Here is a 25245-nt window from a genome sequence, read left to right as displayed (position 1 = left end):
GTGAAATGATGAACTTTTTTTACTTTCCCCATTATAATCAAAAAAAGAAGGAGATGTTAAGTCTCCTTCTCTTTTTCTTTATAATATTTTTTGTAAGAAGTCTTGCGCACGCTGTGAAGACGGTGATTCAAAAAATTGTACAGGGTTTGCATCCTCTACAATTTTCCCATCATCCATAAAGATCACGCGGTCAGCCACTTCTTTTGCAAAGCCCATTTCATGTGTGACGATGACGAGTGTCATTCCAGATTGAGCCAGTTCTTTCATGACCTCTAATACTTCCTTGACCATTTCTGGATCTAGGGCTGACGTTGGTTCGTCAAACAGCATAATGTCTGGTGTCATCGCAAGCGCACGCGCAATCGCCACACGCTGCTTTTGACCGCCGGACAAACGGTTCGGGAAATCATCTTTTTTCTCTAAAAGCCCTACCTTTTTGAGCAGGTCTTCAGCTTGTTTGATGCTGTCTTCCTTCGATTGATTCTTCACATTCATTGGCGCATACGTGATATTTTCCAGCACCGTTTTATGCGGGAACAGATGGAAATGCTGAAATACCATTCCGATGTTCTCACGCACTTTTAGTGCATTCGTTTTTGGGTTGGTGATTTCGGTGTCCTTAATCGTAATGACACCAGAAGTCGGCTTTTCAAGTAAATTGATGCAGCGAAGGAACGTCGATTTTCCTGAACCAGATGGTCCAATGACCGCAACAACTTCCCCTTCTTTAATGGTGGTGTCGATCCCCTTTAAAACTTCATTTTTACCAAAAGATTTTGTGAGTTTCTCTATTTTAATCATTTGATTTTAACTTCCTTTCCACCGATTTGCCGACAAAGGTGAGAACAAGCACGATGACATAATAGATAAGACCCGCAAAAATAAGCGGTTCAAGATAATTATACGTAACGGCCCCTGCTTGATAGGCTCGTCTCATGACATCCCCCAGTCCGATGACTGTTACAATCGCTGATTCTTTTGTCAGTGTAATCGTTTCATTCACAAGTGCAGGTGAAATATTTTTAAACGCCTGCGGAAGCAATAAGTCCTTCATCATTTTAGCATAAGGGATGCCTAAAGCAACGGCCGCTTCTTTTTGACCTTTATCAATGGCATTAATACCCGCACGAATAATTTCAGATACGTATGCCGCCGAGTTGAGTGAAAATGCCGCTACAGCAGCCCAGTATTGGTCGATTTGAAACCCAAGAAGCTGAGGCAGACCAAAATAAATAATGAGCAATTGAAGCACAAGCGGTGTGCCTCGGAAAATTGACGTATAAAAATCTGCAAGCCAAATGAGCGGTTTAAACACACTAATTTTACAAAGCGTTAATAAAATTCCTAAGATAAATCCAAGTAAAAGGGATACCACTACTATAGAAAGCGTGACCTTAAGTCCTTCTAGAATAAAGGGCATCTGAGGTATTACATCTTTAAAATCAAACATGACATTCTCCTTTTTTCTGCCTTCATACAAAACAGGAAAAAAGTTCAACATGAGTTGAACTTTTCAGCGCTTTTCTACTTGATTTTCTTGAATGACGCTGATCCTTTTCCTGACTTACTTTTCATCAGCAAACCATTTTTTAATTAATTTATCAAGTTCGCCATTATCTTTCATTTCTTTTAATGATTTATTAAATTTCGCTGTTAAGTCGCTGTTTTTCTTGAATGCAATGGCTGAACCTTCGTTTGTGCTGTTCAATCCAAATGCTTGGAAGTCTTTTTCCTTTTTCAAGTAACCAGCAGCTACTTTATCTTCAATTATGGCTGCATCAAAACGGCCTGCTTTAATCTCTTGAATGATATCAGAAATTTTATTACGGTCTTCAACTGTTAGATTATATTTCTTTTGCAGTCCATTTGCTTCATCCTGTTGAATAGAACCTAATTGAACGCCGACTGTTTTGTCTTTTAAATCTTTCTCTGCCTTAATACCGCTAGATTTCTTTGATACAACCAAGTTTTTAGCATTGTAATAAACATCAGAGAAATCAACTTGCTTTTTACGTTTTTCTGTAGGTGTCATCCCTGCAAGGACAATATCAGCTTTGTTTGTTTTGAGGGCTGATACAAGGCTAGCAAAGTCCATATCTTGAATTTCTAGCTTGTAGCCGTTCTTTTTCGCTAGTGCTGTTGCAAGATCTACATCAAAACCGACAATTTTATCTCCGTCTTTTGATTCAAATGGCGGATAATCTGCTGATGTCGCCATCACGAGTGTCTTGTCATCTCCTGATGCGTTTGAATTATTAGAAGAAGTTCCGCATGCCGCGAGTGCAGCTGCAAGACCAGCTGTCATAAGTAATAATAACCACTTTTTCATATGATGATGCCTCCCAGTATTTAAAATCATGTATTGATTTGAATATTTATTCACTATAATGTATTTTAAACACTTTCTTTTTAAGATGCAATAGTATTTTGCTAAAATTATTTTGATTCTATTGTCTTATAAAACAAAAAGCAGACCGATCTAAAGACCGGACTGCTTTATATTTATTCATTCAAACGTCATATGTTAGATTTCTTCGCAATGCTCATCAAAAGCGGCTTGTAGTTTTGACACGACTTCCATTGGCTCATGCCCTTCAATTTCATGACGCTCGACCATTTTAATGATTTTTCCATCTTTTAATAAGGCAAAGGATGGTGAAGATGGCGGGAAGCCTTCAAAGTATTCACGAGCTCTTGCTGTTGCCTCTTTGTCCTGCCCAGCAAACACTGTCAGCAATTGATCTGGACGCTTATCGTAATGAACAGAATAGCCGGCAGCTGGCCTTGCAATACCGCCTGCACAGCCGCATACTGAATTCACCATGACAAGTGCCGTCCCTTTTTTAGTCAGTGCTTCGTCTACTTCTTCAGCTGACGTGAGCTCAGTGTAGCCTGCCTGCTTAATTTCTTCTCTCGCTTGTTTTACAATATCATTCATAAATAAATTAAAATCAATATTCATGTCCGTCCACTCCTTTTGCGTACCATAACCATTTTAACTCCATCATATCAAGGAAAACGCCTGCGGGCAAATGTGTTGTCTTATCCGCCGCCTCTTTTTCCGAACCTCGTTTATGAGCTGTCAAATTGGGGAAAAGTGATGATAAAGAGAAGAAAGGGAGAACTGCGTGATGGCACAATTCAAAAAAGCGATGCTCATTTATAATGGAAATGCTGGACAAAAAAACATGGAAAAAACACTCGGTCAAACAGTGCCTCTTCTTTCTCTACATATTGATGAACTCATTTTGAAACCAACAAAGCAGCCAAATGATGCTTATGATTTCTGCCGTCAAATTGATGAGACGGTGGAATTGCTCATCATATTAGGCGGAGACGGTACCGTGCATGAATGCATGAACGGCATAGGCGGTTTAGAAAAAAGGCCCGCTGTAGCGATATTACCAGGCGGGACATGCAATGATTTTTCTAGAACACTAGGTATTCCTCAACAAATGCAAAAAGCCGCTCAAATGATTGTAGACGGCAAAGAGAAAAAGGTCGACTTAATCAAAGCAGAAGATCGATACGTGTTAAACTTTTGGGGAATTGGGCTGATTGCAGACACGTCCAACAACATTAACGACAAGGAAAAAGCCGTACTCGGTAAAATCAGCTACTTCACAAGTGCCCTGCGCACCCTGCAGCAAACAGATCCTTTTCACGTACGGATTGAGACCGAAGAGGAAAGCTGGGAAGAGGAAGCTGTCATCGTTCTTGTCATGAATGGACATTTTATCGGTACAAATAAAATTGATTTGCCTCATGCAGCCATAGATGATGGAAAAGCAGAAATCTTAATTTGCAGAAATACGAGTTTCTCTGCTTTAAAAGAAATCTTCTCAATGAACCGGGAAGAGCTGGAGGATTTCACCGGCGATCTGTCTCTCATTCAAGCGTCCAGTATCCATATCCACACAAAAGAGGAAATGGATGCTGATACAGATGGTGAGGTTTATATGACGGCCCCCTCTTCTTTAGAAGTGTTAAAACATCATTTGACCTTTATTGTTCCAGCTGAATAAAAAAACGCCCGATATCATTTTGATTCGGGCGTTTTTTTGATATAGCGTCTGTATAAATATTCAAGTGCATATCCGAGCAGCGTCCCGGCGAGAAGTGATATTCCTAAAAAGCTATTGGCTGCCCCTTTAAACCCGCCGACAATCAGCAGACAGTACACGATTTGAATAATTGAAACGATCGATATGATAAGCAGTAATCGTTCAGGATGATTGCGTGATTTAGAAATGTACCGCAGAAAAGCGAAGGCAATCGCTGTGATAAACATGAGACCAATCGTGAGAAAAGCAAAAAAATCTAGTCCAGACATATCAACGCTCCTTTCTCCTAGATGTGGAAATCCCCCTCTCATGCCGGGAGGGGGAAAATAATGTTTTAATAAACAGATGTCTGCTCGTCGATACCTTCAAGGATTTGTTTAATTCGTTGAAGAAATCTGCCGCATACAAGACCATCTAGTACTCTGTGATCTAATGAGAGACAAAGATTGACCATGTCTCTTGCCGCAATCATTCCGTTTACGATCATTGGACGCTTCACGATCGATTCTACTTGTAAAATCGCCGCTTGCGGATAATTAATGATTCCCATAGATTGTACCGAACCAAATGATCCCGTGTTGTTGACAGTGAAAGTACCGCCTTCCATATCACTTTGCTTGAGCGTTCCTTGTCTCACCTTAAACGCAAGCTCATGAATTTCTTTGGCAATGCCCTTAATGGTCTTTTCATCCGCATCCTTAATGACTGGAACAAAAAGCGCGTCATCTGTAGCGACAGCAATCGAAACATTTATTGCTTTCTTCTGCACAATCTTATCTCCGGCCCACATACTGTTCATTTCAGGGAATTCCTTTAAGGCCTGAGCCACTGCTTTGACAAAGAACGCAAAGAACGTCAAGTTAAAGCCTTCTTTTGCTTTAAACTGATCCTTCAGCTGATTTCTTCTTGTCACTAGATTTGTCACATCGACTTCCATCATTGTCCATGCATGCGGAATTTCATGTTTGCTTCTCAGCATATTGGCGGCAATTGCCTGACGGATCGGCGTGACTGGCAGCTCAACATCACCAGGCATAGAAGGGACAGCAGGCGCCGCTTTTGCTTTAGATGACTGCGCAGGCTCCGGTTGAACGGCACGTTCATTGACAGGTGCTGTCTTCTCTTTGACGCCGCCGTTTTCAATAAGCTGCAGCAAATCTTTTCTAGTAATTCGCCCGCCTGCTCCTGTACCTTGAACAGCCGCTAAATCAATGCCATGCTCATCTGCTAAACGAAGAACGGCTGGAGAATAACGTTTCTTTTGACTTTGATTCTCATTTGTTTGATCTGCTTCAGGCGCTTCGCTTTGCTCAGGTGCTTCTTCTTCTTTCACGCTCTGCTGCTCGCTTCCTTCGACTTCAATTTCACAGAACACTTCTCCTACTTGCAGCGTTTCGCCTTCCTCAGCCGATAGCTTTGTAATCGTTCCTGTAAAAGATGATGGGACTTCTGCGTTCACTTTATCCGTCATGACTTCCGCAATCGGATCGTATTTATTCACATGATCGCCAGGTGAAACGAGCCATTTGCTAATGGTTCCTTCTGTTACACTTTCACCTAGCTGAGGCATTTTCATTTGTTCAATTGCCACTTTGAAACCCTCCTCTTTCTTAAAACGCCGCCAGCTCTCTCATTTCAGCTTCTACCTTATCCGGGTTGACCATGAAGAATTTCTCCATTGTCGGCGCATAAGGCATTGCCGGAATATCTGGTCCTGCCAGGCGTTTGATTGGTGCGTCTAAATCAAATAAGCAATGCTCCGAAATGATCGCCGCAACCTCACTCATGATGCTGCCTTCTTTTGTATCTTCCGTTAACAGAAGCACTTTCCCTGTTTTAGAAGCCGCTTCTATAATCGCTTCCTGATCAAGCGGGTACACTGTTCTCAAATCGAGAATATGAGCGGAAATGCCGTCTTTTGCAAGGCGGTCTGCTGCTTGCAGCGCAAAATGGACACAAAGGCCATATGTAATGACCGTGATATCATCGCCTTCACGTTTCACATCTGCTTTTCCAATCGGTAGAGTGTAATCCTCTTCAGGCACTTCTCCTTTAATCAGGCGGTATGCACGTTTATGTTCAAAGAACAATACAGGATCTGGATCACGCACTGCAGCCTTTAGAAGACCTTTGACATCATAAGGTGTAGAAGGCATCACAATCTTCAAACCAGGCTGGTTAGCAAAAATGGCTTCGACCGATTGTGAATGATAAAGCGCCCCGTGTACTCCGCCCCCATAAGGTGCGCGGATGACCATTGGACAGCTCCAATCATTATTTGAACGGTATCTAATTTTTGCAGCCTCTGAAATGATTTGGTTGATTGCAGGCATAATGAAATCCGCAAATTGCATTTCTGCAATTGGGCGCATTCCATACATCGCTGCCCCAATACCTACACCCGCAATGGCTGATTCTGCAAGAGGTGTATCCATGACGCGCGCTTCTCCAAATTGCTCGTAAAGACCCGCTGTCGCTTTAAATACGCCGCCTTTTTTCCCGACATCCTCTCCGAGCACAAACACTTTCGGATCTCGCTCCATTTCTTCTTTCATCGCCAGTGTAATGGCGTCTATATATGACATAACAGGCATTTTTCTTCCCCCTTACTCCGCATACACGTAACGAAGTGCGCTTTCTGCCTCAGCATAAGCTGCGTTTTCCGCTTCATCAGTAGCTTCGTTTACGATTTGCATAATTTCTTTTGTCATCTCTTCTTTCATTTCAGAAGTCATGACCTTTCCTTCGATTAAATACGTTTCATATTGGATGAGCGGATCTTTCTTTCTTGCTTCGAGCACTTCTTCTTTTTCTCGATAGCTTGAATCATCGTCATCACTTGAATGCGCAGTTAAACGGTAAGAGATTGTTTCAATCAATGTCGGACCTTCACCTCTAGCCGCACGGTCTCTCGCTTCTTTGACAGCGGCATATACTTCAAGCGGATCATTTCCATCAACAGTTACGCCAGGCATCCCATATCCAACCGCACGATCTGAAATGCGTTCACAGGCTACTTGTTTGTCATATGGCACGGAAATCGCATACTTATTGTTTTCACACATGAAAATAACAGGCAGTTTATGCACAGCAGCAAAGTTTGCGCCTTCATGGAAATCACCTTGGTTTGATGAGCCTTCACCGAACGTGACAAAGCTGACAAAGTTTTTCTGCTCTAATCGTCCAGCAAGGGCAATTCCCACCGCGTGAGGAACCTGCGTTGTGACAGGTGACGACCCAGTCACAATTCGATTTGCTCTTTGCCCAAAATGCCCTGGCATTTGTCTTCCGCCTGAGTTTGGATCGTCTTGTTTTGCAAAACCAGACATCATTAAATCTTTTGCTGTCATCCCAAAAGCAAGGACAACCCCCATATCACGATAGTAAGGTAAGACGTAATCTTCTTCTCTATTAAGAGCAAATGCAGCGCCGACTTGCTGCGCTTCCTGCCCTTGACAAGAAATGACGAATGGAATTTTCCCGGAACGGTTTAAAAGCCACATCCGTTCATCGATTTTTCTTGCTAGAAGCATTGTTCTGTATATATCAATTGCTTGTTCATCTGATAATCCTAATTCCTGATGACGCATGTTACTCATCATGTTTCCCTCCTTGATTAAAAATGGATCGCCTTCCCGTCAACAGCAAGGGCTGCCTCGCCAATCGCCTCTGATAAGGTCGGATGCGGGTGTATCGTCTGCCCCACTTCCCACGGGGTTGCATCAAGTACTTTGGCTAATCCAGCTTCAGATATCATATCTGTTACATGAGGACCAATCATATGAATTCCTAAAATATCATCTGTCTTTTGATCGGCAATGATTTTGACGAATCCATCAGACTCCCCGTACACAAGCGCTTTTCCAATCGCCATAAATGGAAATTTCCCTATTTTGACTTCAAAGCCCTGCTCTTTTGCCGCCTGTTCAGTGAGTCCAACACTAGCGGTTTCTGGGTGAGAGTAAACACATTTAGATACGAGCGTTTCATCGAGCGGCTTTGGATCTTTCCCAGCCATATGTTCAACTGCAATCATACCTTCGTGAGAAGCCACATGTGCCAGCTGAAGCCCGCCGATGACATCTCCTATTGCGTAAATATGCGATTCTTTCGTTTGATAATGTTCATTCACGACAATGCCTTGTTTTTCGGTTTGGATGTCCGTGTTTTCAAGACCTATGCCTTCGATATTAGGTACTCTGCCGACTGAAAGAAGGAGTTTTTCCGCTTCAAACGTCTGAATGTCTCCATCCTTTTCCGCTTGAATTGTCACGAGATTTTCCTGCTTTTCTACGCTATCTGGCAGTACCTTCGCATTTGTCACAAAAGTGATGCCTTTTTTAGATAACAGTTTTTCCATTTCTTTAGAAATGTCATGATCCTCTGTAGGCAAAATGCGGTCTGCAAACTCAATCACAGTGACGTTCACACCAAAATCATTGAGCATAGACGCCCACTCGATTCCGATCACTCCGCCGCCGACAATCAGGATCGACTGCGGAAGCTCTGGCAGTTCAAGTGCATCATCTGATGTAAGGATGTGTGTTCCATCTGCTTCAAGGCCTGGCAGCACACGCGGTCTTGATCCTGTCGCGATGATAACCTGCTTTGGAATGAGCATTTCATTTTCCTCTCCATTTGCCATTTCTACGGAGATCGTTCCTGGCATTGGCGAAAAGATAGATGGGCCAAGAATACGGCCGATCCCTTCATATACATCAATTTTTCCTTGTTTCATTAAATGTTTGACGCCGCCTGCTAGTTTTTCGACGATCTCTGTTTTTCTTTTCTGCACATTGGCAAATTGCAAGGCAATGCCGCCTGCCTCAACACCAAAATCAGCTGCGCGTTTGACGGTTTGATAAACTTCTGCACTTCTGAGCAGCGCTTTAGACGGGATGCAGCCTTTATGAAGACATGTTCCGCCGAGCTTTTCTTTTTCTACAACTGCTGTTTTCAATCCAAGCTGCGAGGCACGGATGGCCGCTACATAGCCGCCTGTGCCTCCACCCAGAATGACGAGGTCATATTCAGTTGCCATGACTTGTCACTCCTTTCTTTTCCTGTTGATCATTTGGGTATTCTTTCGGTGATTCTTCTTCTTTTAAAATACGAAGCGCACCTTCTGCTAACGATTGCAGCTCATTTTCACCTGGAAACACAACAACATCTGAAATCCAGTCAATATAGCCGCGAATACTTGACGTAATTTGTTTGCTGTACGCAAGTCCGCCTGTTAATACAATGACGTCAACTGCTCCTTTTAAGACAGCGCTAGCCGCACCGATTTCCTTGGCAATCTGATAGCACATTGCTTCATAAATGAGCGCTGCCCGCTCATCACCCGCTTCAATCATGCGTTCCACTTTCACAGCGTCTGTCGTGCCAAGATAGCCCGCAAGCCCGCCTTCACCAATAATGCGTTTGAGCATTTCCTCTTGGGTATACTCACCTGAAAAACAAAGATTTACAAGATCACCTGTCGGCAAGGTTCCCGCACGCTCTGGGCTGAAAGGACCTTCGCCATGCAGACCGTTATTCACATCGATGACTTTTCCTTTTTCATGAACACCAATGGTGATACCGCCGCCCATATGAGTAATAATCATGTTCAAATCTTCGTAACTTTTTCCAAAAGAAGCCGCTGTTTTTCTTGCGACTGCTTTTTGATTTAATGCATGAAAGATGCTTTTTCTTTCGATCGTTGGCAGCCCTGAAATACGAGCAATTGGTTTTAGTTCATCCACTACAACTGGATCGACAATAAAGGCTGGGATATTCAGGCCAAGTGCAATTTCCCTCGCGATGATTCCACCGAGATTGGATGCGTGCTGGCCGGCATATCCTTCTTTTAGGTCTTCCACCATTTGCTCATTGACTTCATATGTGCCTCCTTCAATCGGACGAAGGAGGCCGCCGCGCGCGCAAACTGCATCAAACTTTGAGATGTTCATCCCCTGTTCATGCAGTGTTTTCAATATGGTTTCTTTACGGAATGAAAATTGATCAATGATATGAGGAAATTGCTTTAATTCCTCATCTGTATGTCTTAGTGTCGTTTCAAAAATAGAACGTTCATTATGAAACACACCGATTTTTGTTGAAGTAGAGCCAGGATTAATCGTGAGAATACGCCATTCTTTTGTCAGCAAAAACAAAACCTCCGTTTCAACTCATTCTTCAATTTAGCGACGGCTTAAAATATGTTGACCATTTTGCAAGAATTGACTTCTTGATTTGCGCATTCTTTCAATTCGCTCTTCAGCCAATCGGTCTGCCGCTTTATAAGTTGGAATGGCATCACGGTTTGAAATTTCAATTACACGTTCAATATTTTGATAAATGCCTTCGACTTTTTTCATCGCACGATCTGCATTATAGCCATAAAGCTCATCAGCAACGTTAATCACACCGCCTGCATTGATCACATAATCAGGAGCATATACAATCCCCATTTCATGGATAAGGTCACCGTGATGCGTTTCTCTTAGCTGGTTATTTGCAGCACCTGCAATCACCTTTGCTTTTAACTTAGGAATGGTCACATCGTTAATGGTTGCACCAAGTGCGCACGGTGCATAAATATCACATGCTTGATCATAAATATCGTCAGGGTCGACTGCTTTTGCGCCGAAGTCTTCAACAGCTCGCTTGACAGAGTCTTTGTTGATATCTGTGACAATGAGCTGCGCGCCTTCTTCATGCAGATGTTTACACAGGTTGTAAGCGACATTTCCAACACCTTGGACGGCAATTGTTTTTCCTTCTAATGAATCGGTCCCAAATGCAGCTTTGGCAGCGGCTTTCATCCCTTTGTATACACCGTAAGCAGTAACGGGAGACGGATTTCCAGAAGAACCAAATGCAGGAGAAATCCCTGTGACAAAATCGGTTTCTTCATGAATGAGATCCATGTCTTCTACCGTTGTACCGACATCTTCTGCTGTAATATAGCGGCCATTCAGCCCTTGAATGTAACGTCCAAATGCACGGAACATTTCTTCATTTTTGTCTTTTCTCGGATCGCCGATGATGACCGTTTTTCCGCCGCCAAGATTAAGTCCTGCTGCCGCGTTTTTATAAGTCATTCCTCTTGCTAGACGCAGTGCATCCTCAATGGCTGCTTCTTCGTTTTCATACGTCCACATTCTCGTTCCGCCTAGTGCCGGCCCTAGTGTTGTATCATGAATCGCAATAATCGCTTTTAAGCCAGACTGCTCATCCTGACAAAATACAAGCTGTTCATAATCGTATCGTTCCATATATTTAAAAAGTTCCATCGTGTTATTCCTCCTATTACTTCCGCTTAATTTGATGTACAGATGGCAAGCGCAATTGAATAAAGCTTACTTTCGGCTGAATCAGACCGGCTTGTTAAAGCAATCGGCGCCTTCGCTCCTGCCACCACAGCTCCCACCTTTGCATGTGCAAAGTAGATGAGAGATTTATAAAGAATGTTCCCTGCCTCAATTGTTGGCACAAGCAAAATATCTGCATGGCCGGCTACATCACTCGTAATATTTTTATGAGAAGCTGCCGTTTGAGAAATGGCATTGTCTAAAGCAAGAGGCCCATCGATCAGGCAGCCAGAAATTTGCCCCCGCCGATTCATTTGCGCAAGACTTGCCGCAGTCAAAGTTGAATCCATTGCCGGATTCACGACCTCCACCGCAGACAATACTGCAACCTTTGGCATGTCGTTTCCGACAGCTTTTGCTACTTGAACAGAATTGATCGTAATCTCTTTCAGCATATTTAAATCGGGCGCGATGTTCATCGCAGAATCTGTGACATAAATAAAGCGGTCAAAGCCCGGCACTTCAAATGCCGCGACATGTGATAGGACACTCGTTGTCCTGAGCCCATATTCTTTATTCAGTACCGCTTTTAAAAGAACGGCTGTCGGGACATGCCCCTTCATCAAAATATCTGCATGCTTCTCGCTCACTGCCTGCACGGCAATTTTGGCCGATTCTTCGGGAGAATCTGAATGAATAATATCTATCCAGTCCTCATTGATTTCATGCTGCTTCACTAGCTCCTTCAGGTTGCGTTTGTTCCCAACCAGGAGAAAGCGAGCGACCTTACGCTTAATTGCCATCTTGATGGCATGAAGCACTTCTTCGTCTTCTGCATGAGCCACAGCCGCCGTTTTATTCTGCAGCTGGGCGGCTTTCATAATCAGATCGTCAAGCTTCATATATGCCCACCTTTCCTTGTGCTCGGTTCATGTTTTATATGCAAGTTCCGTGCCAGTTTGAAATGCAGTGAAAATGAGGCAATTTGCATGACATTCGTGCAATCTTTTGCAGGTTACATGCATTTTATTGCATGCTATCTTTTGCAAGTTGATATTTATCCATTTTATAGTAAAGGTTCCGAATGCTGATCCCTAACGTTTTCGCTGTTTTCGTGCGATTGAACTGATGCTTTTCAAGGGTTTGTTTAATCAGCTGCGCTTCAAATGCCTCAACAGCATCAGAAAGCGTCTCTCCCTCAAATTGACTGACAGCCAGTTCCTGCTGCTCTTTTTCTTCCTGATCTTCTGACTCCATGAAAGAAATATGCCCTTCATCAATCCACTCTTCTTGCGGGTTCAAAAAGATCATGGCTCGTCCAAGTACATTTTCAAGCTCTCTTACGTTTCCAGGCCACTTATATGATCGCAGTCTTTTGAGTGCCTGTTCCGTTAACCCGCTCACGTTCCGTCCATAGTCTAAATTGATCTTTTGGATGAGACGTTTGCTTAATGAGTCAATATCCTCAAGACGCTGCCTTAGAGGCGGGATGGAGATCGGGTATCTGTTCATTCGATAATATAAATCTTCTCTGAACTTTCCTTCCGCCATCGCTTTTTCAATATTGACATTTGTCGCCGTGATCACACGAACATCGACTGGTATGGCCTTTGTTCCGCCTACTCTTACAATTTCTTTCTCCTGCATCACACGAAGCAGTTTCGCCTGTGTACTTGGCGTCATTTCACCAATTTCATCTAAAAAAATGCTGCCTTGGTTTGCCTCTTCAAACAGCCCTTTTTTCCCGCCCCGCCTTGCACCAGAGAACGCTCCTTCTTCATAGCCAAAAAGCTCTGACTCTAAAAGGGTCTCAGATAAGGCCGCACAGTTGACCCGTACAAAGCGATTATATTTCCGGTCACTTTCATTGTGAATGGCGTGCGCAAACAGCTCTTTTCCAGTACCTGATTCTCCCCGGAGTAAAATCGTGGCTGGCGTTTTCGCGCCTAGCTTTGCCTGCTCAAGTGCCACAAGCATTTGCTCACTTTCTCCAATGATGTCTTCAAAAGTGTACTTTGCTTCAAGTGTCCGGATGAGCTGCCTTGCTTTATTTAATTCATTCGTGAGTGATTGAATTTCTGATACGTCATGAATGACCCCGACACTGCCTTTTAAAATGCCATCAACGATGACTGGCGCTACGTTGACAATCACATCTTTTTTATTCGGTCCGACTTTCATTCTGACGCCTCGAACTGGTCTCCTTGTTTCCAGTACCTTCAAATGCATGCTTTCTCCTTCAGAAATATCTGCACCTGCTGGTTTCCCCACAACTTCTTTATCTGTTAATCCAGTCATTTTCGTGTATGCCCGGTTGATTAAGATCCCTTTTCCCTGCTCATCAACAACCGATATGGCTTCATCCGACGATTGAATGATCGCCTCCAGCATCGTTCGTACTTCTTTAAGATTGGTCACTTCCTCAGCAAGCTCAACGGCATCTGTAATATCTTTAAAAATGGATAAAGCACCTAGCATTCTCCCCGCGTCATCAATAATTGGCAAACGCGTTGTCACAATTTGTATTTGCTGATTCAGAAATTGTTTTTGATTAAATTCTGGCTCTCTCGATCTTAAAATGTCGGGAAGCTTTGTATTTGGGATCACTTCTCGTATATGACGGCCAATCGCATCTTTTTGCGAGCATCCAACCATTTTGGCCGCTGATCGATTAAACAGGACGACTTCTTCATCCATGTTTATAAAAATCATCCCGTCGTTCGTTGCATTAAAAATGCGGTCATGCTTATAGGTTTGTTCCTTTAATATTTGAATCAGCTGCTGTTTTTCTGACATTAATTCTGATATGACGTAAGCCATTGAACTTGGCACAATGACTGCGTGCTCTGGCTTTTTTTCAATCAGTTCTTTTAGCACTGCTGAACTGCCTGTTGTTTCAATGATGATATCAATGTCATCTTTTATGTATTCTTTCCAATCCGTTGTCGTCTCAATTCCATTCTTTTTCGCTTCTACCATCCCCGGTGCCTCAAGATCAAGGTCGGCGATCGCAATGATTTGAATCGTATTTGTTTTCAGCAATGTTTCAAGCAATGCTGATCCACCTTGTCCTGCACCGACAATCAAGACTCTCTGCATCCCGTTACCCCTTTATATGAAAAAATTTGCACACCATATTTTTCCGTTGCAAAAAATTGCACAACTCTTATATTACCACGTTTTCCTTTCTTGACAAAATATTTTTTGAATTAGACAATGGAAGTAAATGACGTTTAAGGGGACATTTGATGGGGAGAATACTTGCACTAGTGATTATTTTAATACCTGGCGCGCTTGCAGCACTTGGGATTAAGCTGCTGCGTGACACTGTTTTCGGCATCATCATTGCACCATTTCCATATTTATGGCTGCAAGGAATTGCAGGGTTGTTATTTTTAGGGGGAGGTCTTTATGTAGTGGCTGGCTTTATTTTATATAGAGACCGTAAACGAAATAAAGTGACTGCTCGCTTTAAGCAGAGATAAAACGTGAAAAAAGACCCGCTGATTTAGAGCAGGTCTTTATTTCATTTCTTCTCTTATTTTCACGGCTCGATCAGGAAAATCAGTGAAGATGCCATCGACACCTAAGGAAAACATGTTTTTCATTTGCTTTTCACTATTTACTGTAAACGGCCTGATCACTTGCTGAGCGGCATGGAGTGCTGACACAACCTCTTTGGTCACGCCGGCACCCTTTATATTAGGATGGTAGCCTCTTGCTGGTACTGTTTTTATATACATCTCCGGCTGATGGATCACATCCATTGTAAGAACAGCTAGTTCAACATGCGGCATCAGTTTGTGAAAAAGAGCTAAACTGCCGTGATGAAACGATGAAACAAGTACACGATCTTCTATTTGAAAATGCTCGATTTGCTTTTTTACTTTCTCTTCGATACCCGGATATCGATAAATGGAGTTTTTCAGTTCAATATTGATGATGAGTGATGATTGCTGCGTCACTAGCTCTAATACTTCCTCTAAAAGAGGAACGGATACAGCACCGGTTTCTTCGTAGAAAGAATGACTCGCATCTCCTGCTTTTAATTCTTCATATGTATGGTCTTTTACTAAACCTTTCATGTTCGTTGTTCTGTTCAGTTTCTCATCGTGAATGACAGCAAGTCTTCCGTCTTTCGTCAGCTGAACATCCAGCTCAATTCCGTCAGCTCCCGAAAGAAGTGCATGCTCGAAAGCTATCATGGTGTTTTCAGGATAAATGCCTTTAAAGCCTCTGTGTGCAAAAATTTTCGTCATAGGTCACCTCTAAATATGATGCTTCTTTTCATTATGACGTGTCTTTTTTCGTTTTTCCAGTTTTGAGCGCATAAAAAAAACCTCTTCTGATTCATACGAAGAGGTTGACAGATAAATTCGATCACGTAATCGCTCTGATGGCTTGCTCTGTCGTCTCTGCGTCAAGAGCAAAAAGGGAAGAAACAACTGCGACTGCTGTAACAACGGTTACACCTAACAACAACTTTTTCATAAGATAACCTCCACTTTCTTTTGAAGTATTTGTGCATCGAATTTCTTTTCAAGAAAACGAATGGCATTTTGATAATCATTTCGTTCCTTGAAGTATTTCGATATTTGTTCAGACAAATCCTCAAGCTCCACATATAATCTATTTTTTTCTATGTAGTCTAATTTTTCTGAGAATACGTCTGCTGCCCCACTATTCTCGCACATCAAATCCAAAATTTCAAATTTTACTATATATTCATTATTTTGGATATCACAACTATACAAAATACCCTCTTTAATATATTCCCTCGCCTCTTGATCTCCTAAATGAACCAAGGCATTGGCCAGAACATATAAAGATTGGATGTAATAATGGCTATTGTCACGGTGAATTTGAATGCCCATCCCTTTTTTGGCATAATGTGCGCTTTTTTCATAATCATGCTTTGCATAATAAAGAACCGCTAAATTGTGATAGCATTTCCCAATGAGCACTTCATTGTTAATGCGCTTACTTTTCTCAAGTGCTTCTTTATACTTTTTCTCTGCTTCATCGAATTGGAACAAATCAATACAATTACTTGCATGTAAAATTAAGCTGTCAATCGCCTGCGCTGTGTACTCTTCATGCGCTTTGAATGTATCGATGGCTTTTTTAATATGATTAATGGATATGAAATTTTGTTTCAGTTCGTAATAGATCGAAGCAACCTTATGGTGAAAAGTTCCTACTTCCAGGTCTTCATTCACACGTTTTAGCCGCTGTTCTGCAATTTTGTAAAAGCTAATGGCTTCATCATACTTTTTCACATATGCAGCATATTGGCCTTTGTAAAAGTAAAAATAAAAATTAATAATGTCATCTGCCTTCTCATCGAGCGTTCCGACACTTTTCATAATTTGATTGGCTTTTTCAATATTTCCAAGTAACATTTCATGTCTGCCGTCAACAAGCTGATAATAAAGGAGAACTTCACGGTCTTCATCTGTATTTTTTAGCAAATTCTGAATTTTCTCTTTATAGACAGCAGATTTTTCTAAGTCATTCTGAGAAATGACCCTCGTCCACTTGCTAATTTCGTTCGCTACCTCAGCAGAGTGGATTTTCAGCTTTCCCATAACCTCACCCTCTTCTTTTCATTATTATAGCATAGTAAAAGAATGTGAAAATTATTAAATTCGACAATGGGAATATTCAGTTCAAATGGCACAATCTCTAAGAAGCCAGTGACTTTAAAACGCCAACCAATCAGGTCAATAGAAATAGAACTTTCGATCTCGTTTGCTTTAATTACCAAATCCATGAGACCTTTTCCTCTCATCCTTTTTCTTACGAATGAGCGTTTTCTTCTTCTATTTTGAAGACTTCATGATCGATTGGCGCAGCTGATTACCACTACTTTATGTCTTTTTTATTTTTTTCATGCTTTATTTTTCATTTTATTCTGAAAATAAAGCAGCCCGTTTGTCCAATTTAAACATTAAGATGATTTTATCAACCTAACCAATTTTTTACAACATCTTTCAAAATAAAAAAACGTCTCAATGAAGAAACGTTTTTTCATGAAAAAGATACTAGCTTGCTCTATGCTCTAATCGCAAGCGATCAGCTACCATGGCAATAAATTCTGAATTGGTTGGTTTCGCTTTTGACATGCTGACAGTATAACCAAAGAGTGAGGAAATGGAATCAATGTTTCCTCTGCTCCAAGCGACTTCAATGGCATGACGAATCGCTCGTTCTACCCTGCTGGCAGTCGTGTTAAATTTCTTTGCAATGTCTGGGTACAACACTTTAGTAATGCTTTCGAGAAGCTCAATGTCATTGTACACCATAGAAATTGCTTCTCTTAAGTATAAATAGCCTTTAATATGAGCGGGCACGCCAATCTCATGAATAATGGTCGTAATGCTCGCATCTAAGTTTTTACGTTTCGGTTCAGGTTTGTTACGAAGAACACTGTTTTGGATTGATGAAGAGCGATGGGTAACTTGTGTGCCGTTTCCACTGACTTGACGAATATGACCTACTAGGTTTTCCATATCAAATGGCTTTAAAATGAAATAGGATGCGCCCAAATCAACTGCTTTTTTCGTGACATCTTCTTGTCCAAATGCCGTTAGCATAATCACACTTGGCTGTTTTGTCATTTCATTGTTTTCACGGAGGCGTTCTAGTACAGCAAGACCGTCTAAATGAGGCATAATAATGTCTAAGAGGAGAACGTCGGGCTCTTTATCTTTAAATAATGTCAGGCATTCCTGACCATTATACGCCACGCCAAGTACTTCCATATCTTCCTGTCCCTCAATGTACTCTGTCAAAAGGCCAACAAGCTCTCGATTGTCATCAGCTACACACACTTTAATTTTCTCCACGTTCTTTCCTCCCCAATGTCGATTCCTTTAGTCTTTTGCATTTCTCTTCTGAGTGTTCAATTCGACAAAACCATGCTATCACCTTTAAAAAACTTTAATTTTCCGAATAATAGAGGATTATCTAGCTTTTTCTACGTTTTTCTTAACGAATCGACGATTATTGCAATTTGACAACAAGCTTTTTTCCATTTTGTCGAAAAATCTCTTTTTCCTTATTTTATAACATGATGGAAGAGAAAGAAAGGGTAGAAAAAAACTGCCGGAAAATTCGCGGCAGTTTGATGATCAGCTTGCTTTTTTGTTTTTTTGATAAAGGTCGATTCCTGCTTCTGACAGCATCCATTCAATGTGTACGCCGTACCCGCTAGTCGGATCATTGACGAATACGTGTGTGACAGCTCCAATGACTTTGCCATTTTGGATGATGGGGCTTCCGCTCATTCCTTGGACGATTCCGCCCGTTTTGCTTAAGAGCCGCTCATCTGTTACCTTTAATACCATTCCTTTAGTTGCTGGGAATTTCTGAGGTGTTGTGCTGACAATTTTAATATTAAACTTCTCCACTTTATCATGATCCACAACGGTTAAAATTTCTGCTGGACCTTCTTTTACTTCATTAGATAAAGCGACTGGAAGTGGTTTATCTGCTACATGATTTTCAAGCTTTTCGGTTAATGTACCAAAGATACCAAAAGGGCTGTTGCGGGAGATATCTCCTATTGTTTTTCTTTCGGAAGAGAATCTCGCCAATTTTTCTCCAGGATTTCCTCCTGTGCCTTTTTCAATCGATGTCACGGTTGATCTAACAATTTCACCATTGTCGACAACAATTGGTTTTTTTGTATCCATGTCAGAAATCACATGCCCAAGGGCACCATATTTTTTAGATGAAGGTTCAAAAAAGGTCATCGTGCCGATTCCTGCTGCAGAATCACGAATGTAAAGACCAATTCGATAGATGCCTTCACTTGCATCTTTTGCGGGTGTTAATGTTGTTTGAAAGGTTTTATGATCTCTCTTTATGAGCAAACGAAGCGTTTCACCCGTTTTCCCTGCTTTCTGAATAAATGGGGTGAGGTCATTCATTTTCTCCATTTTTTGACCATTGATTTCAATGATCATATCCCCTGATTGAATGCCTGCGGCTTCACCTGGTGATTTTTTGCCGTCTGCTGTTGTGATTTGATGAAAACCTACAACGAGAACTCCTACAGAGTGGAGCTTGACGCCAATGGATTGTCCTCCAGGAATGACTTTTAATTCAGGGAGAACGTCAACTTTTGTTTTCTTAATAGGAAATCCTTTAAAATCATAAACAATTTCGGCTTTTCCCGCCTTTTGTCCTGTAATATCCAGCTGATTCTTTTTCTCTGAAAGGCTAAAGGCTGGTGAAGAAGCATTGGCTGACGCTTCAATCGATGTGTCAATTGAGTGCTTTTGTTTTTCAAATACAGCAACATTTGTTGGAATGCTGATGTACTCCTTCACTATGCTCATAAACCCTGTACTTATTAAAGAAACAAGGAGAATCACACCAATGGCTTTTCTCATCTTTTCGGGCATTCATTTTTCACTCTCCTCGCTCCTTACCCACACCAGAACACTCATGTTTTGGCTACATCTTTACTTTTGCCTTCTTCGAGAGGATTTATAACCGGCAGCTTTAGAAAATGATTGGATAAATTGATAAAAGAAAAAGACGATTTTATGGGTATATACGCCGGCTTTTACACAACATAAAAAAAGGCAGCTGATGATTCAGCTACCCTGTTGTTTTGACATCATTTGCTTGGTGCAATAGTTCTTTTGCGTGCTGTTTTGTCAGCTCAGTCACTTCCACACCGGCAATCATCCGGCCAATTTCACTCACTTTTTCTTCATGACTTAATGGTTTGACACTCGTCAGTGTTCTGCCCGCTTTCGAGCGTTTAGAAATGAAGAGATGCGTGTCAGCCATTGCGGCTACTTGAGGCAGGTGTGTAATACAGAGCACTTGTGATCCAGACGCAACTTTGTAAATTTTCTCAGCAATGGCTTGTGCCACTCTGCCGCTGACACCTGTATCAACTTCATCGAAAATAATGGATGTGACGTCTTGTTTAGCTGAGAAAATACTCTTCACAGCGAGCATGACACGTGAAATTTCTCCACCTGAGGCTACTTTCGATAAAGATTTCATCGGTTCGCCTGTATTTGTAGAAATGACAAATTGTGCTTGGTCGATTCCATTTTTCCCGAGCTGGACAGGTTTTCCGTCTAATAGCGGACAATCAGTGCTGCCAAATGGCGCATATCGAACAGAAAAAGCTGTGTCAAATGATGACTTCTCCATATACAAATCCTTGAGCTCTGTTTGAATTTGCTTTGCTAGCTTTTTGGCCCATTTTTTACGCAGCTCCGAAACGTTAAGTGCTTCCAGCAGAGCATCACGGCTCATCGCATCTAATTTATTTTTGAGCGTCTGCAAATGGCTGTCTCGATTTTGGATTTGATCTATTTCTTCTTCAATCTTCGCCGCATACTCCAAAATTTCCTCAACGGTTGTGCCGTATTTTCGTTTTAACTGCTTCATTTCATTCAGCCTGGACTCAATAAAATCAAGACGAGCCGGATCAAATTCTAATTGATCCAGCATGCTTCGCATTTGGAAAGTTGAATCCTCTAATAAGTAGTAGGAGTTCGACACTTGTTCAGATAACTTTTTCAAATCATCGTTGATTTCAGACACCTGCTCAAGCTCGCTTGAGGACATACCAACCCAATCTAGTCCTCCTTGCTCATTACGCAAAGCGTTGTACGCGTTTTGGAGTGAAGAATAGATTTTTTCGTAGTTGCTGATTTGATGTCGCTCTTCCTGAAGCCTCTCATCTTCCCCCGGCTCTAATTGTGCCGCCTCAATCTCCTCTAGCTGAAATTGCAGTAAATCTAAGCGGTGCACCATTTCCTGCTCATTCTCAGACAGCTGCCTGAGCTTTTGAGCCGTCTTCATATATTGATCATATGCTTCTTGATACTGCAAGAGAGCCGGTGCAATTTCTTCTGCTCCAAATTGATCGAGCAAATGCAGATGATTTTCATCTTCCATGAGCAGCTGGTTATCGTGCTGTCCATGTATATCAAGCAAAAGCCGTCCTACTTCCCGTAAAAGTGAGATGGTGACAAGCTTTCCATTAATCCGGCAAATGCTTTTCCCGCTGTTGTTAATATCACGGCGGAGAATCATCATTTCATCTGATGCGTCAATTCCCTGCTCTTCGCATAGAGCAAATACAGGATGATCGGCTGGTACAAGAAAAAGCCCTTCCAGCTCTGCTTTTTTTTCACCGTAGCGGACAAATTCAGAGGAACCTCTTCCTCCCACGAGAAGTGAGACAGCGTCAATCATGATGGATTTTCCGGCACCTGTTTCCCCCGTTAGAACCGTTAGTCCTTTTTCAAATGAAACCGTTAACTCTTCAATGATTGCAAAGTTTTTAATGGTTAGTTCTGCTAACACTCATTTGACACCTCTTTTAGTAAACCTGATTCTTTATAGAAGCTCTAAAATTTTGCTCGAAACTGTCTCTGTATCATCTGGGGTGCGGCAAATGATTAAAATGGTATCATCCCCGCAAATCGTTCCCATAATTTCTTCCCAATCTAAATTATCCATTAAAGCACCAATCGCCTGAGCATTACCCGGCATTGTTTTAAGAACAATTAAATGACTGGCAGCATCCATTTTAATAAATGCATCCATTAGGGACCGCTTCAGCTTTGACAGCGGATTAAACCGCTGATCCGCAGGAAGACTGTATTTATATGTTCCATTGTTTGTCGGAACTTTCACTAAATGTAATTCTTTAATATCTCTAGAAACGGTCGCTTGTGTGATGTTATATCCATCGGCTTTCAAAATATCGACCAATTCATCTTGTGTTTCGATTTCTTGGCTTGCAATGATTTCTCTAATTTTAATATGCCTTTGACCTTTATTCATATTTGACCCCCCTAGGCGTTTCATTCTCAGTTTGTCTTTACGTTCTATGTTATATGATGCACAGTTCAAAAAACAAGCATTACGTGAGATACGGCCAATTCTTGTCTTTTGACCATGTAAAAAGGAATAATAGCGAGCTATTATTCCTTTTGTTTCAATGATTTCATGTGTCAGCCGGCTCAGGGCTGTTTTTCTTTTCTTTCAAAACAGAATGGGCTTCCTTCACGACCTTCTCAAGTTGTGAAGCAGGAAGTGCCGCATTTTCTTCTTGATCAGGATGAAGCACTAAATGAAGCAGAAATTCAATATTTCCATCTCCACCAGTGATAGGCGAAAATGATACATCCTTTACATCATAACCTTCTTTTGCAGCAAATTGATTCATCTCTTCTAGTACACCAAGGTGGACAGAGGGCTCACGCACGATGCCTTTTTTCCCAACAAGCTCTCTGCCTGCTTCAAATTGAGGCTTGACGAGCGCAATACAGTCACCACCCGGCACAAGAATATGCTTTAAAGCCGGCAGAATGAGTTTGAGTGAGATAAAAGATACATCAATCGATGCCACTTCTGGCAACCCTTCAGTAAAATCAGCTGGGACGGAATGGCGGAAATTGGTGCGCTCCATGACGATGACCCTGTCATCCTGCCTTAATTTCCACGCAAGCTGATTGTAGCCAACGTCTACAGCATATGATTTGACTGCTCCATTTTGAAGAGCACAATCTGTAAATCCGCCTGTTGATGAGCCAATATCAATCAGCAATTTCCCTTCAACTGTCAGATCAAATTCTTTTAGCGCTTTTTCAAGTTTTAACCCGCCGCGGCTTACGTATTTGAGAGGGTTCCCCTTCACTGTAAGCGGCGTATCACGAGCAATTTTCTCTCCTGGTTTATCCAAACGGTTTTCATTTGAGTAAACGATCCCTGCCATGATGGCACGCTTTGCTTTCTCTCTTGTTTCCATTAGTCCTTGTTCGACTAATAAAACGTCAAGTCGTTCTTTCTTTGATGTCATGATCCAATTCCTTTTCTTGGTGCTGCTGGAAGCAGGTCACGTAAAGTCTCAGCAACATGTGCTTTCGTCAGTCCAATTTCTTCAAGCAGGGCATCAACACTTCCATGCTCAATAAATTGATCTGGGATACCCATGCGTTCTACTTTGATATGTGATGCTTTCTTGTCGTGTAGATATTCTAATACGCTGCTGCCAAACCCGCCTTGGAGCACAGCTTCTTCAATCGTTAAAATCGGAATCCCTTCAGAAAGAATGTCGTTTAGCATCGCTTCATCAAGCGGTTTAATAAACCGAGCGTTGACGACACGAATTGATTTCCCTTCTTTTTGAAGTTCCTCAGCTGCTTGCAGCGCCATTTTAATCGTCGTACCGAATGTTAAGATGACGGCATCCTTCCCTGGGCGAAGAACCTCCCAAGATCCAATCGGAATGGTTTTGAGCTGTTCATCCATTTTCACACCAAGCCCATTTCCGCGCGGGAAACGCATGGCAATTGGACCGTCATCATACTGAATGGCTGTATTGACCATGTGCTGGCCTTCATTTTCATCCTTCGGCATCATGAGCACCATATTCGGCATATGACGCATGAAGGCAATATCAAACACACCTTGATGCGTTTCTCCATCAGCACCGACAAGACCCGCACGGTCAATTCCGATAAAAACATTGAGGTTTTGGCGGCAAATATCATGCAGCACTTGATCATAAGCTCTTTGCAGGAACGTTGAATAAATCGCTAAAAATGGCTTCATATCCTGCGTCGCAAGCCCAGCTGCCATTGTGGCTGCATGCTGCTCAGCGATCCCTACATCAAACATTCGCTCAGGAAATTCCTTTGCAAAGCCTTCAAGTTTTGAGCCAACAGGCATCGCAGGCGTGATGGCCACAATTCGCTCATCTTTCCGCGCCAGCTTTCTGACTGTTTCACTGACAAGACCACTCCATGACGGTGCAGCAGCTGCTGGTTTTACAAAATCACCTGTATCAATTTTGTATGGACCTGTGCCGTGCCATGTCCCAATTTTATCGGATTCTGCCGGCTGATAGCCTTTTCCTTTTTTCGTGATGACATGCAGCAGAACAGGACCTTTTGTTTTCTTTGCATATTCAAGGTTTTCAAAAAGATCTTCATAAGAATGTCCATCAACAGGACCTAAGTATGTGAATCCCATTTCCTCAAAAAACATGCCAGACACTAGTAAATACTTGAGGCTGTCTTTAATACGCTCTGCTGTAGCAGCAAGCTTTCCGCCAACAGCTGGGATCCGCTTGAATAAATATTCGAGCTCGTCCTTTACCCATTGGTACTTGCCTGCTGTTCGCAGTCTGCCAAGCATGGTGTGAATTGCACCGACGTTTGGTGCAATACTCATTTCATTATCGTTTAAGATGACGATCATATCTTTCTTTTCATCACCGATATGATTCAGAGCTTCAAGAGCCATACCTCCGGTTAATGCACCGTCTCCGATAATCGGCAGGATATATTCATCTGTCCCTTTAATATCCCGCGCGGCCGCCATTCCCATCGCGCCAGATAATGAGGTTGAGCTGTGGCCTGTTTCCCAAACATCATGCTCACTTTCATTTCGTTTAGGAAAACCGCAAAGTCCTTTATATTGACGAAGTGTATCAAACTCCGCCCCTCTTCCAGTTAACAGCTTGTGAACATAAGACTGATGTCCAACATCCCAAAGGAATTTGTCTTTCGGGCTGTCAAATACTTTATGAAGGGCAACCGTGAGTTCAACGACACCCAGGTTCGGACCGATATGCCCGCCAGAGTTAGCCAAGGACTCAATTAAAAACATGCGAATGTCAGCACTAAGCTCCTCTAATTCTGCATTTGACATTCCTTTTAGAAACGTTGGATTTTTTATTGATAAAAGATCCAATCAGGATCAACTCGCTTTCAACAAAATTTCTATCTACATATATAATGCCTTATTCCTATGAAAACCAAGCGGGAATAAGAGTTGTCTCATCATGATAAACTGTTTACAGTTTACCACAATTGCTCGAAGACCCTCAAATC

General features: G+C 42.0%; 24 protein-coding genes. 2 read left to right on the top strand and 22 right to left on the bottom strand.

Annotated features, from left to right (window positions below; all coding sequences use genetic code 11):
- Positions 1–78: 78 nt before the first annotated feature.
- The 4 genes from artM to BA81_RS02840 all read right to left on the bottom strand — a co-directional run bounded on the left by artM (position 79) and on the right by BA81_RS02840 (position 2962).
- Positions 79–801, bottom strand: a complete 723-nt coding sequence (gene artM / locus BA81_RS02855; protein ID WP_034280282.1) for an arginine ABC transporter ATP-binding protein ArtM — start codon at positions 799–801, stop codon at positions 79–81.
- Positions 794–1450 (bottom strand): arginine ABC transporter permease ArtQ, encoded by a 657-nt coding sequence (gene artQ / locus BA81_RS02850; protein WP_024422919.1) that lies wholly within the window; start codon positions 1448–1450, stop codon positions 794–796. The genes artM and artQ overlap by 8 nt, the downstream gene beginning before the upstream one ends.
- 114 nt (positions 1451–1564) lie before the next feature.
- Positions 1565–2329: a transporter substrate-binding domain-containing protein gene (locus BA81_RS02845; protein WP_034280281.1), complete on the bottom strand. Its 765-nt coding sequence runs from the start codon at positions 2327–2329 to the stop codon at positions 1565–1567.
- A 195-nt stretch (positions 2330–2524) separates the two neighbouring features.
- Positions 2525–2962, bottom strand: coding sequence for a BrxA/BrxB family bacilliredoxin (locus BA81_RS02840; protein ID WP_024428021.1), 438 nt, complete (start codon positions 2960–2962; stop codon positions 2525–2527).
- Between the two features lie 169 nt (positions 2963–3131).
- Between BA81_RS02840 and BA81_RS02835 the strand changes: the two genes are divergently transcribed.
- Entirely contained in the window at positions 3132–4025 is an 894-nt protein-coding gene (locus BA81_RS02835) for a YegS/Rv2252/BmrU family lipid kinase (RefSeq protein ID WP_034280279.1), read from the top strand.
- A 14-nt stretch (positions 4026–4039) separates the two neighbouring features.
- Here the strand turns inward: BA81_RS02835 and BA81_RS02830 are convergent, their stop codons facing one another.
- From BA81_RS02830 to BA81_RS02790, 9 genes are all read right to left on the bottom strand, one after another.
- Positions 4040–4333: a YesK family protein gene (locus BA81_RS02830; RefSeq protein ID WP_024428019.1), complete on the bottom strand. Its 294-nt coding sequence runs from the start codon at positions 4331–4333 to the stop codon at positions 4040–4042.
- A gap of 65 nt (positions 4334–4398) precedes the next feature.
- Positions 4399–5655: a dihydrolipoamide acetyltransferase family protein gene (locus tag BA81_RS02825; protein WP_034280278.1), complete on the bottom strand. Its 1257-nt coding sequence runs from the start codon at positions 5653–5655 to the stop codon at positions 4399–4401.
- Positions 5656–5674: 19 nt separating this feature from the next.
- Positions 5675–6658 carry an alpha-ketoacid dehydrogenase subunit beta gene (locus tag BA81_RS02820; RefSeq protein ID WP_024422925.1) on the bottom strand — a complete coding sequence of 328 codons (984 nt, stop codon included), beginning with the start codon at positions 6656–6658 and terminating at the stop codon, positions 5675–5677.
- A 12-nt stretch (positions 6659–6670) separates the two neighbouring features.
- Positions 6671–7663 carry a thiamine pyrophosphate-dependent dehydrogenase E1 component subunit alpha gene (locus BA81_RS02815; RefSeq protein WP_034280276.1) on the bottom strand — a complete coding sequence of 331 codons (993 nt, stop codon included), beginning with the start codon at positions 7661–7663 and terminating at the stop codon, positions 6671–6673.
- Positions 7664–7680: 17 nt separating this feature from the next.
- Positions 7681–9105 (bottom strand): dihydrolipoyl dehydrogenase, encoded by a 1425-nt coding sequence (gene lpdA, locus BA81_RS02810; RefSeq protein WP_034280275.1) that lies wholly within the window; start codon positions 9103–9105, stop codon positions 7681–7683.
- Positions 9095–10216 carry a butyrate kinase gene (buk, locus tag BA81_RS02805; RefSeq protein ID WP_024428016.1) on the bottom strand — a complete coding sequence of 374 codons (1122 nt, stop codon included), beginning with the start codon at positions 10214–10216 and terminating at the stop codon, positions 9095–9097. The genes lpdA and buk overlap by 11 nt, the downstream gene beginning before the upstream one ends.
- A gap of 33 nt (positions 10217–10249) precedes the next feature.
- Complete coding sequence (gene bcd, locus BA81_RS02800) at positions 10250–11344, bottom strand: branched-chain amino acid dehydrogenase (RefSeq protein ID WP_003215658.1); 1095 nt, start codon at positions 11342–11344, stop codon at positions 10250–10252.
- Positions 11345–11370: 26 nt separating this feature from the next.
- Complete coding sequence (yqiS, locus tag BA81_RS02795; protein ID WP_034280273.1) at positions 11371–12264, bottom strand: phosphate butyryltransferase; 894 nt, start codon at positions 12262–12264, stop codon at positions 11371–11373.
- Positions 12265–12388: 124 nt separating this feature from the next.
- Positions 12389–14461 carry a sigma-54 interaction domain-containing protein gene (locus BA81_RS02790; protein ID WP_034280272.1) on the bottom strand — a complete coding sequence of 691 codons (2073 nt, stop codon included), beginning with the start codon at positions 14459–14461 and terminating at the stop codon, positions 12389–12391.
- A gap of 149 nt (positions 14462–14610) precedes the next feature.
- Between BA81_RS02790 and BA81_RS02785 the strand changes: the two genes are divergently transcribed.
- The gene (locus BA81_RS02785) at positions 14611–14847 is read left to right on the top strand and encodes a DUF2627 domain-containing protein (RefSeq protein ID WP_024422931.1); all 237 of its coding nucleotides are present in this window, start codon (positions 14611–14613) and stop codon (positions 14845–14847) included.
- 36 nt (positions 14848–14883) lie between these two features.
- Here BA81_RS02785 and BA81_RS02780 read toward each other — a convergent pair whose 3' ends face one another.
- The 9 genes from BA81_RS02780 to dxs form a co-directional block, all read right to left on the bottom strand.
- Entirely contained in the window at positions 14884–15621 is a 738-nt protein-coding gene (locus BA81_RS02780; protein ID WP_034280270.1) for a glycerophosphodiester phosphodiesterase, read from the bottom strand.
- Positions 15622–15849: 228 nt separating this feature from the next.
- Positions 15850–16950: a Rap family tetratricopeptide repeat protein gene (locus BA81_RS02775; protein WP_024422933.1), complete on the bottom strand. Its 1101-nt coding sequence runs from the start codon at positions 16948–16950 to the stop codon at positions 15850–15852.
- On the bottom strand, positions 16938–17135 hold the full coding sequence (locus BA81_RS02770) for a hypothetical protein (RefSeq protein ID WP_024422934.1): 198 nt from the start codon (positions 17133–17135) through the stop codon (positions 16938–16940). Before BA81_RS02770 ends, BA81_RS02775 begins: the two co-directional genes overlap by 13 nt.
- A gap of 271 nt (positions 17136–17406) precedes the next feature.
- Positions 17407–18210: a sporulation transcription factor Spo0A gene (spo0A, locus tag BA81_RS02765; RefSeq protein WP_034280269.1), complete on the bottom strand. Its 804-nt coding sequence runs from the start codon at positions 18208–18210 to the stop codon at positions 17407–17409.
- 285 nt (positions 18211–18495) lie between these two features.
- Positions 18496–19773, bottom strand: coding sequence for a SpoIVB peptidase (spoIVB, locus tag BA81_RS02760; RefSeq protein WP_034280268.1), 1278 nt, complete (start codon positions 19771–19773; stop codon positions 18496–18498).
- 199 nt (positions 19774–19972) lie between these two features.
- Complete coding sequence (gene recN, locus BA81_RS02755; protein WP_034280267.1) at positions 19973–21706, bottom strand: DNA repair protein RecN; 1734 nt, start codon at positions 21704–21706, stop codon at positions 19973–19975.
- 33 nt (positions 21707–21739) lie between these two features.
- Positions 21740–22189: a transcriptional regulator AhrC/ArgR gene (gene ahrC, locus BA81_RS02750; protein ID WP_024422938.1), complete on the bottom strand. Its 450-nt coding sequence runs from the start codon at positions 22187–22189 to the stop codon at positions 21740–21742.
- Between the two features lie 163 nt (positions 22190–22352).
- Positions 22353–23207 carry a TlyA family RNA methyltransferase gene (locus BA81_RS02745; protein ID WP_034280266.1) on the bottom strand — a complete coding sequence of 285 codons (855 nt, stop codon included), beginning with the start codon at positions 23205–23207 and terminating at the stop codon, positions 22353–22355.
- On the bottom strand, positions 23204–25105 hold the full coding sequence (gene dxs / locus BA81_RS02740; RefSeq protein ID WP_034280265.1) for a 1-deoxy-D-xylulose-5-phosphate synthase: 1902 nt from the start codon (positions 25103–25105) through the stop codon (positions 23204–23206). Before dxs ends, BA81_RS02745 begins: the two co-directional genes overlap by 4 nt.
- Positions 25106–25245: the final 140 nt, after the last annotated feature.

Origin of the sequence: Bacillus safensis FO-36b, from assembly GCF_000691165.1 — a bacterium.
GTDB classification, from domain to species: Bacteria; Bacillota; Bacilli; order Bacillales; family Bacillaceae; genus Bacillus; species Bacillus safensis.
The sequence above is the reverse complement of the archived record's forward strand: the minus strand, read 5'-3'. Positions and strand labels throughout refer to the sequence as shown.

What these genes read in the sequence shown, in the direction of transcription:
- BA81_RS02820 (WP_024422925.1), bottom strand. Translation starts at nt 6,658, where the DNA reads ATGCCTGTTATGTCATATATAGACGCCATTACACTGGCGATGAAAGAA.
- BA81_RS02790 (WP_034280272.1), bottom strand. Translation starts at nt 14,461, where the DNA reads ATGCAGAGAGTCTTGATTGTCGGTGCAGGACAAGGTGGATCAGCATTG.
- lpdA (WP_034280275.1), bottom strand. Translation starts at nt 9,105, where the DNA reads ATGGCAACTGAATATGACCTCGTCATTCTGGGTGGAGGCACAGGCGGC.
- ahrC (WP_024422938.1), bottom strand. Translation starts at nt 22,189, where the DNA reads ATGAATAAAGGTCAAAGGCATATTAAAATTAGAGAAATCATTGCAAGC.
- bcd (WP_003215658.1), bottom strand. Translation starts at nt 11,344, where the DNA reads ATGGAACTTTTTAAATATATGGAACGATACGATTATGAACAGCTTGTA.
- BA81_RS02775 (WP_024422933.1), bottom strand. Translation starts at nt 16,950, where the DNA reads ATGGGAAAGCTGAAAATCCACTCTGCTGAGGTAGCGAACGAAATTAGC.
- BA81_RS02785 (WP_024422931.1), top strand. Translation starts at nt 14,611, where the DNA reads ATGGGGAGAATACTTGCACTAGTGATTATTTTAATACCTGGCGCGCTT.
- BA81_RS02745 (WP_034280266.1), bottom strand. Translation starts at nt 23,207, where the DNA reads ATGACATCAAAGAAAGAACGACTTGACGTTTTATTAGTCGAACAAGGA.
- BA81_RS02770 (WP_024422934.1), bottom strand. Translation starts at nt 17,135, where the DNA reads ATGGATTTGGTAATTAAAGCAAACGAGATCGAAAGTTCTATTTCTATT.
- yqiS (WP_034280273.1), bottom strand. Translation starts at nt 12,264, where the DNA reads ATGAAGCTTGACGATCTGATTATGAAAGCCGCCCAGCTGCAGAATAAA.
- artM (WP_034280282.1), bottom strand. Translation starts at nt 801, where the DNA reads ATGATTAAAATAGAGAAACTCACAAAATCTTTTGGTAAAAATGAAGTT.
- BA81_RS02845 (WP_034280281.1), bottom strand. Translation starts at nt 2,329, where the DNA reads ATGAAAAAGTGGTTATTATTACTTATGACAGCTGGTCTTGCAGCTGCA.
- BA81_RS02815 (WP_034280276.1), bottom strand. Translation starts at nt 7,663, where the DNA reads ATGAGTAACATGCGTCATCAGGAATTAGGATTATCAGATGAACAAGCA.
- artQ (WP_024422919.1), bottom strand. Translation starts at nt 1,450, where the DNA reads ATGTTTGATTTTAAAGATGTAATACCTCAGATGCCCTTTATTCTAGAA.
- spoIVB (WP_034280268.1), bottom strand. Translation starts at nt 19,773, where the DNA reads ATGCCCGAAAAGATGAGAAAAGCCATTGGTGTGATTCTCCTTGTTTCT.
- BA81_RS02780 (WP_034280270.1), bottom strand. Translation starts at nt 15,621, where the DNA reads ATGACGAAAATTTTTGCACACAGAGGCTTTAAAGGCATTTATCCTGAA.
- BA81_RS02840 (WP_024428021.1), bottom strand. Translation starts at nt 2,962, where the DNA reads ATGAATATTGATTTTAATTTATTTATGAATGATATTGTAAAACAAGCG.
- BA81_RS02835 (WP_034280279.1), top strand. Translation starts at nt 3,132, where the DNA reads ATGGCACAATTCAAAAAAGCGATGCTCATTTATAATGGAAATGCTGGA.
- BA81_RS02830 (WP_024428019.1), bottom strand. Translation starts at nt 4,333, where the DNA reads ATGTCTGGACTAGATTTTTTTGCTTTTCTCACGATTGGTCTCATGTTT.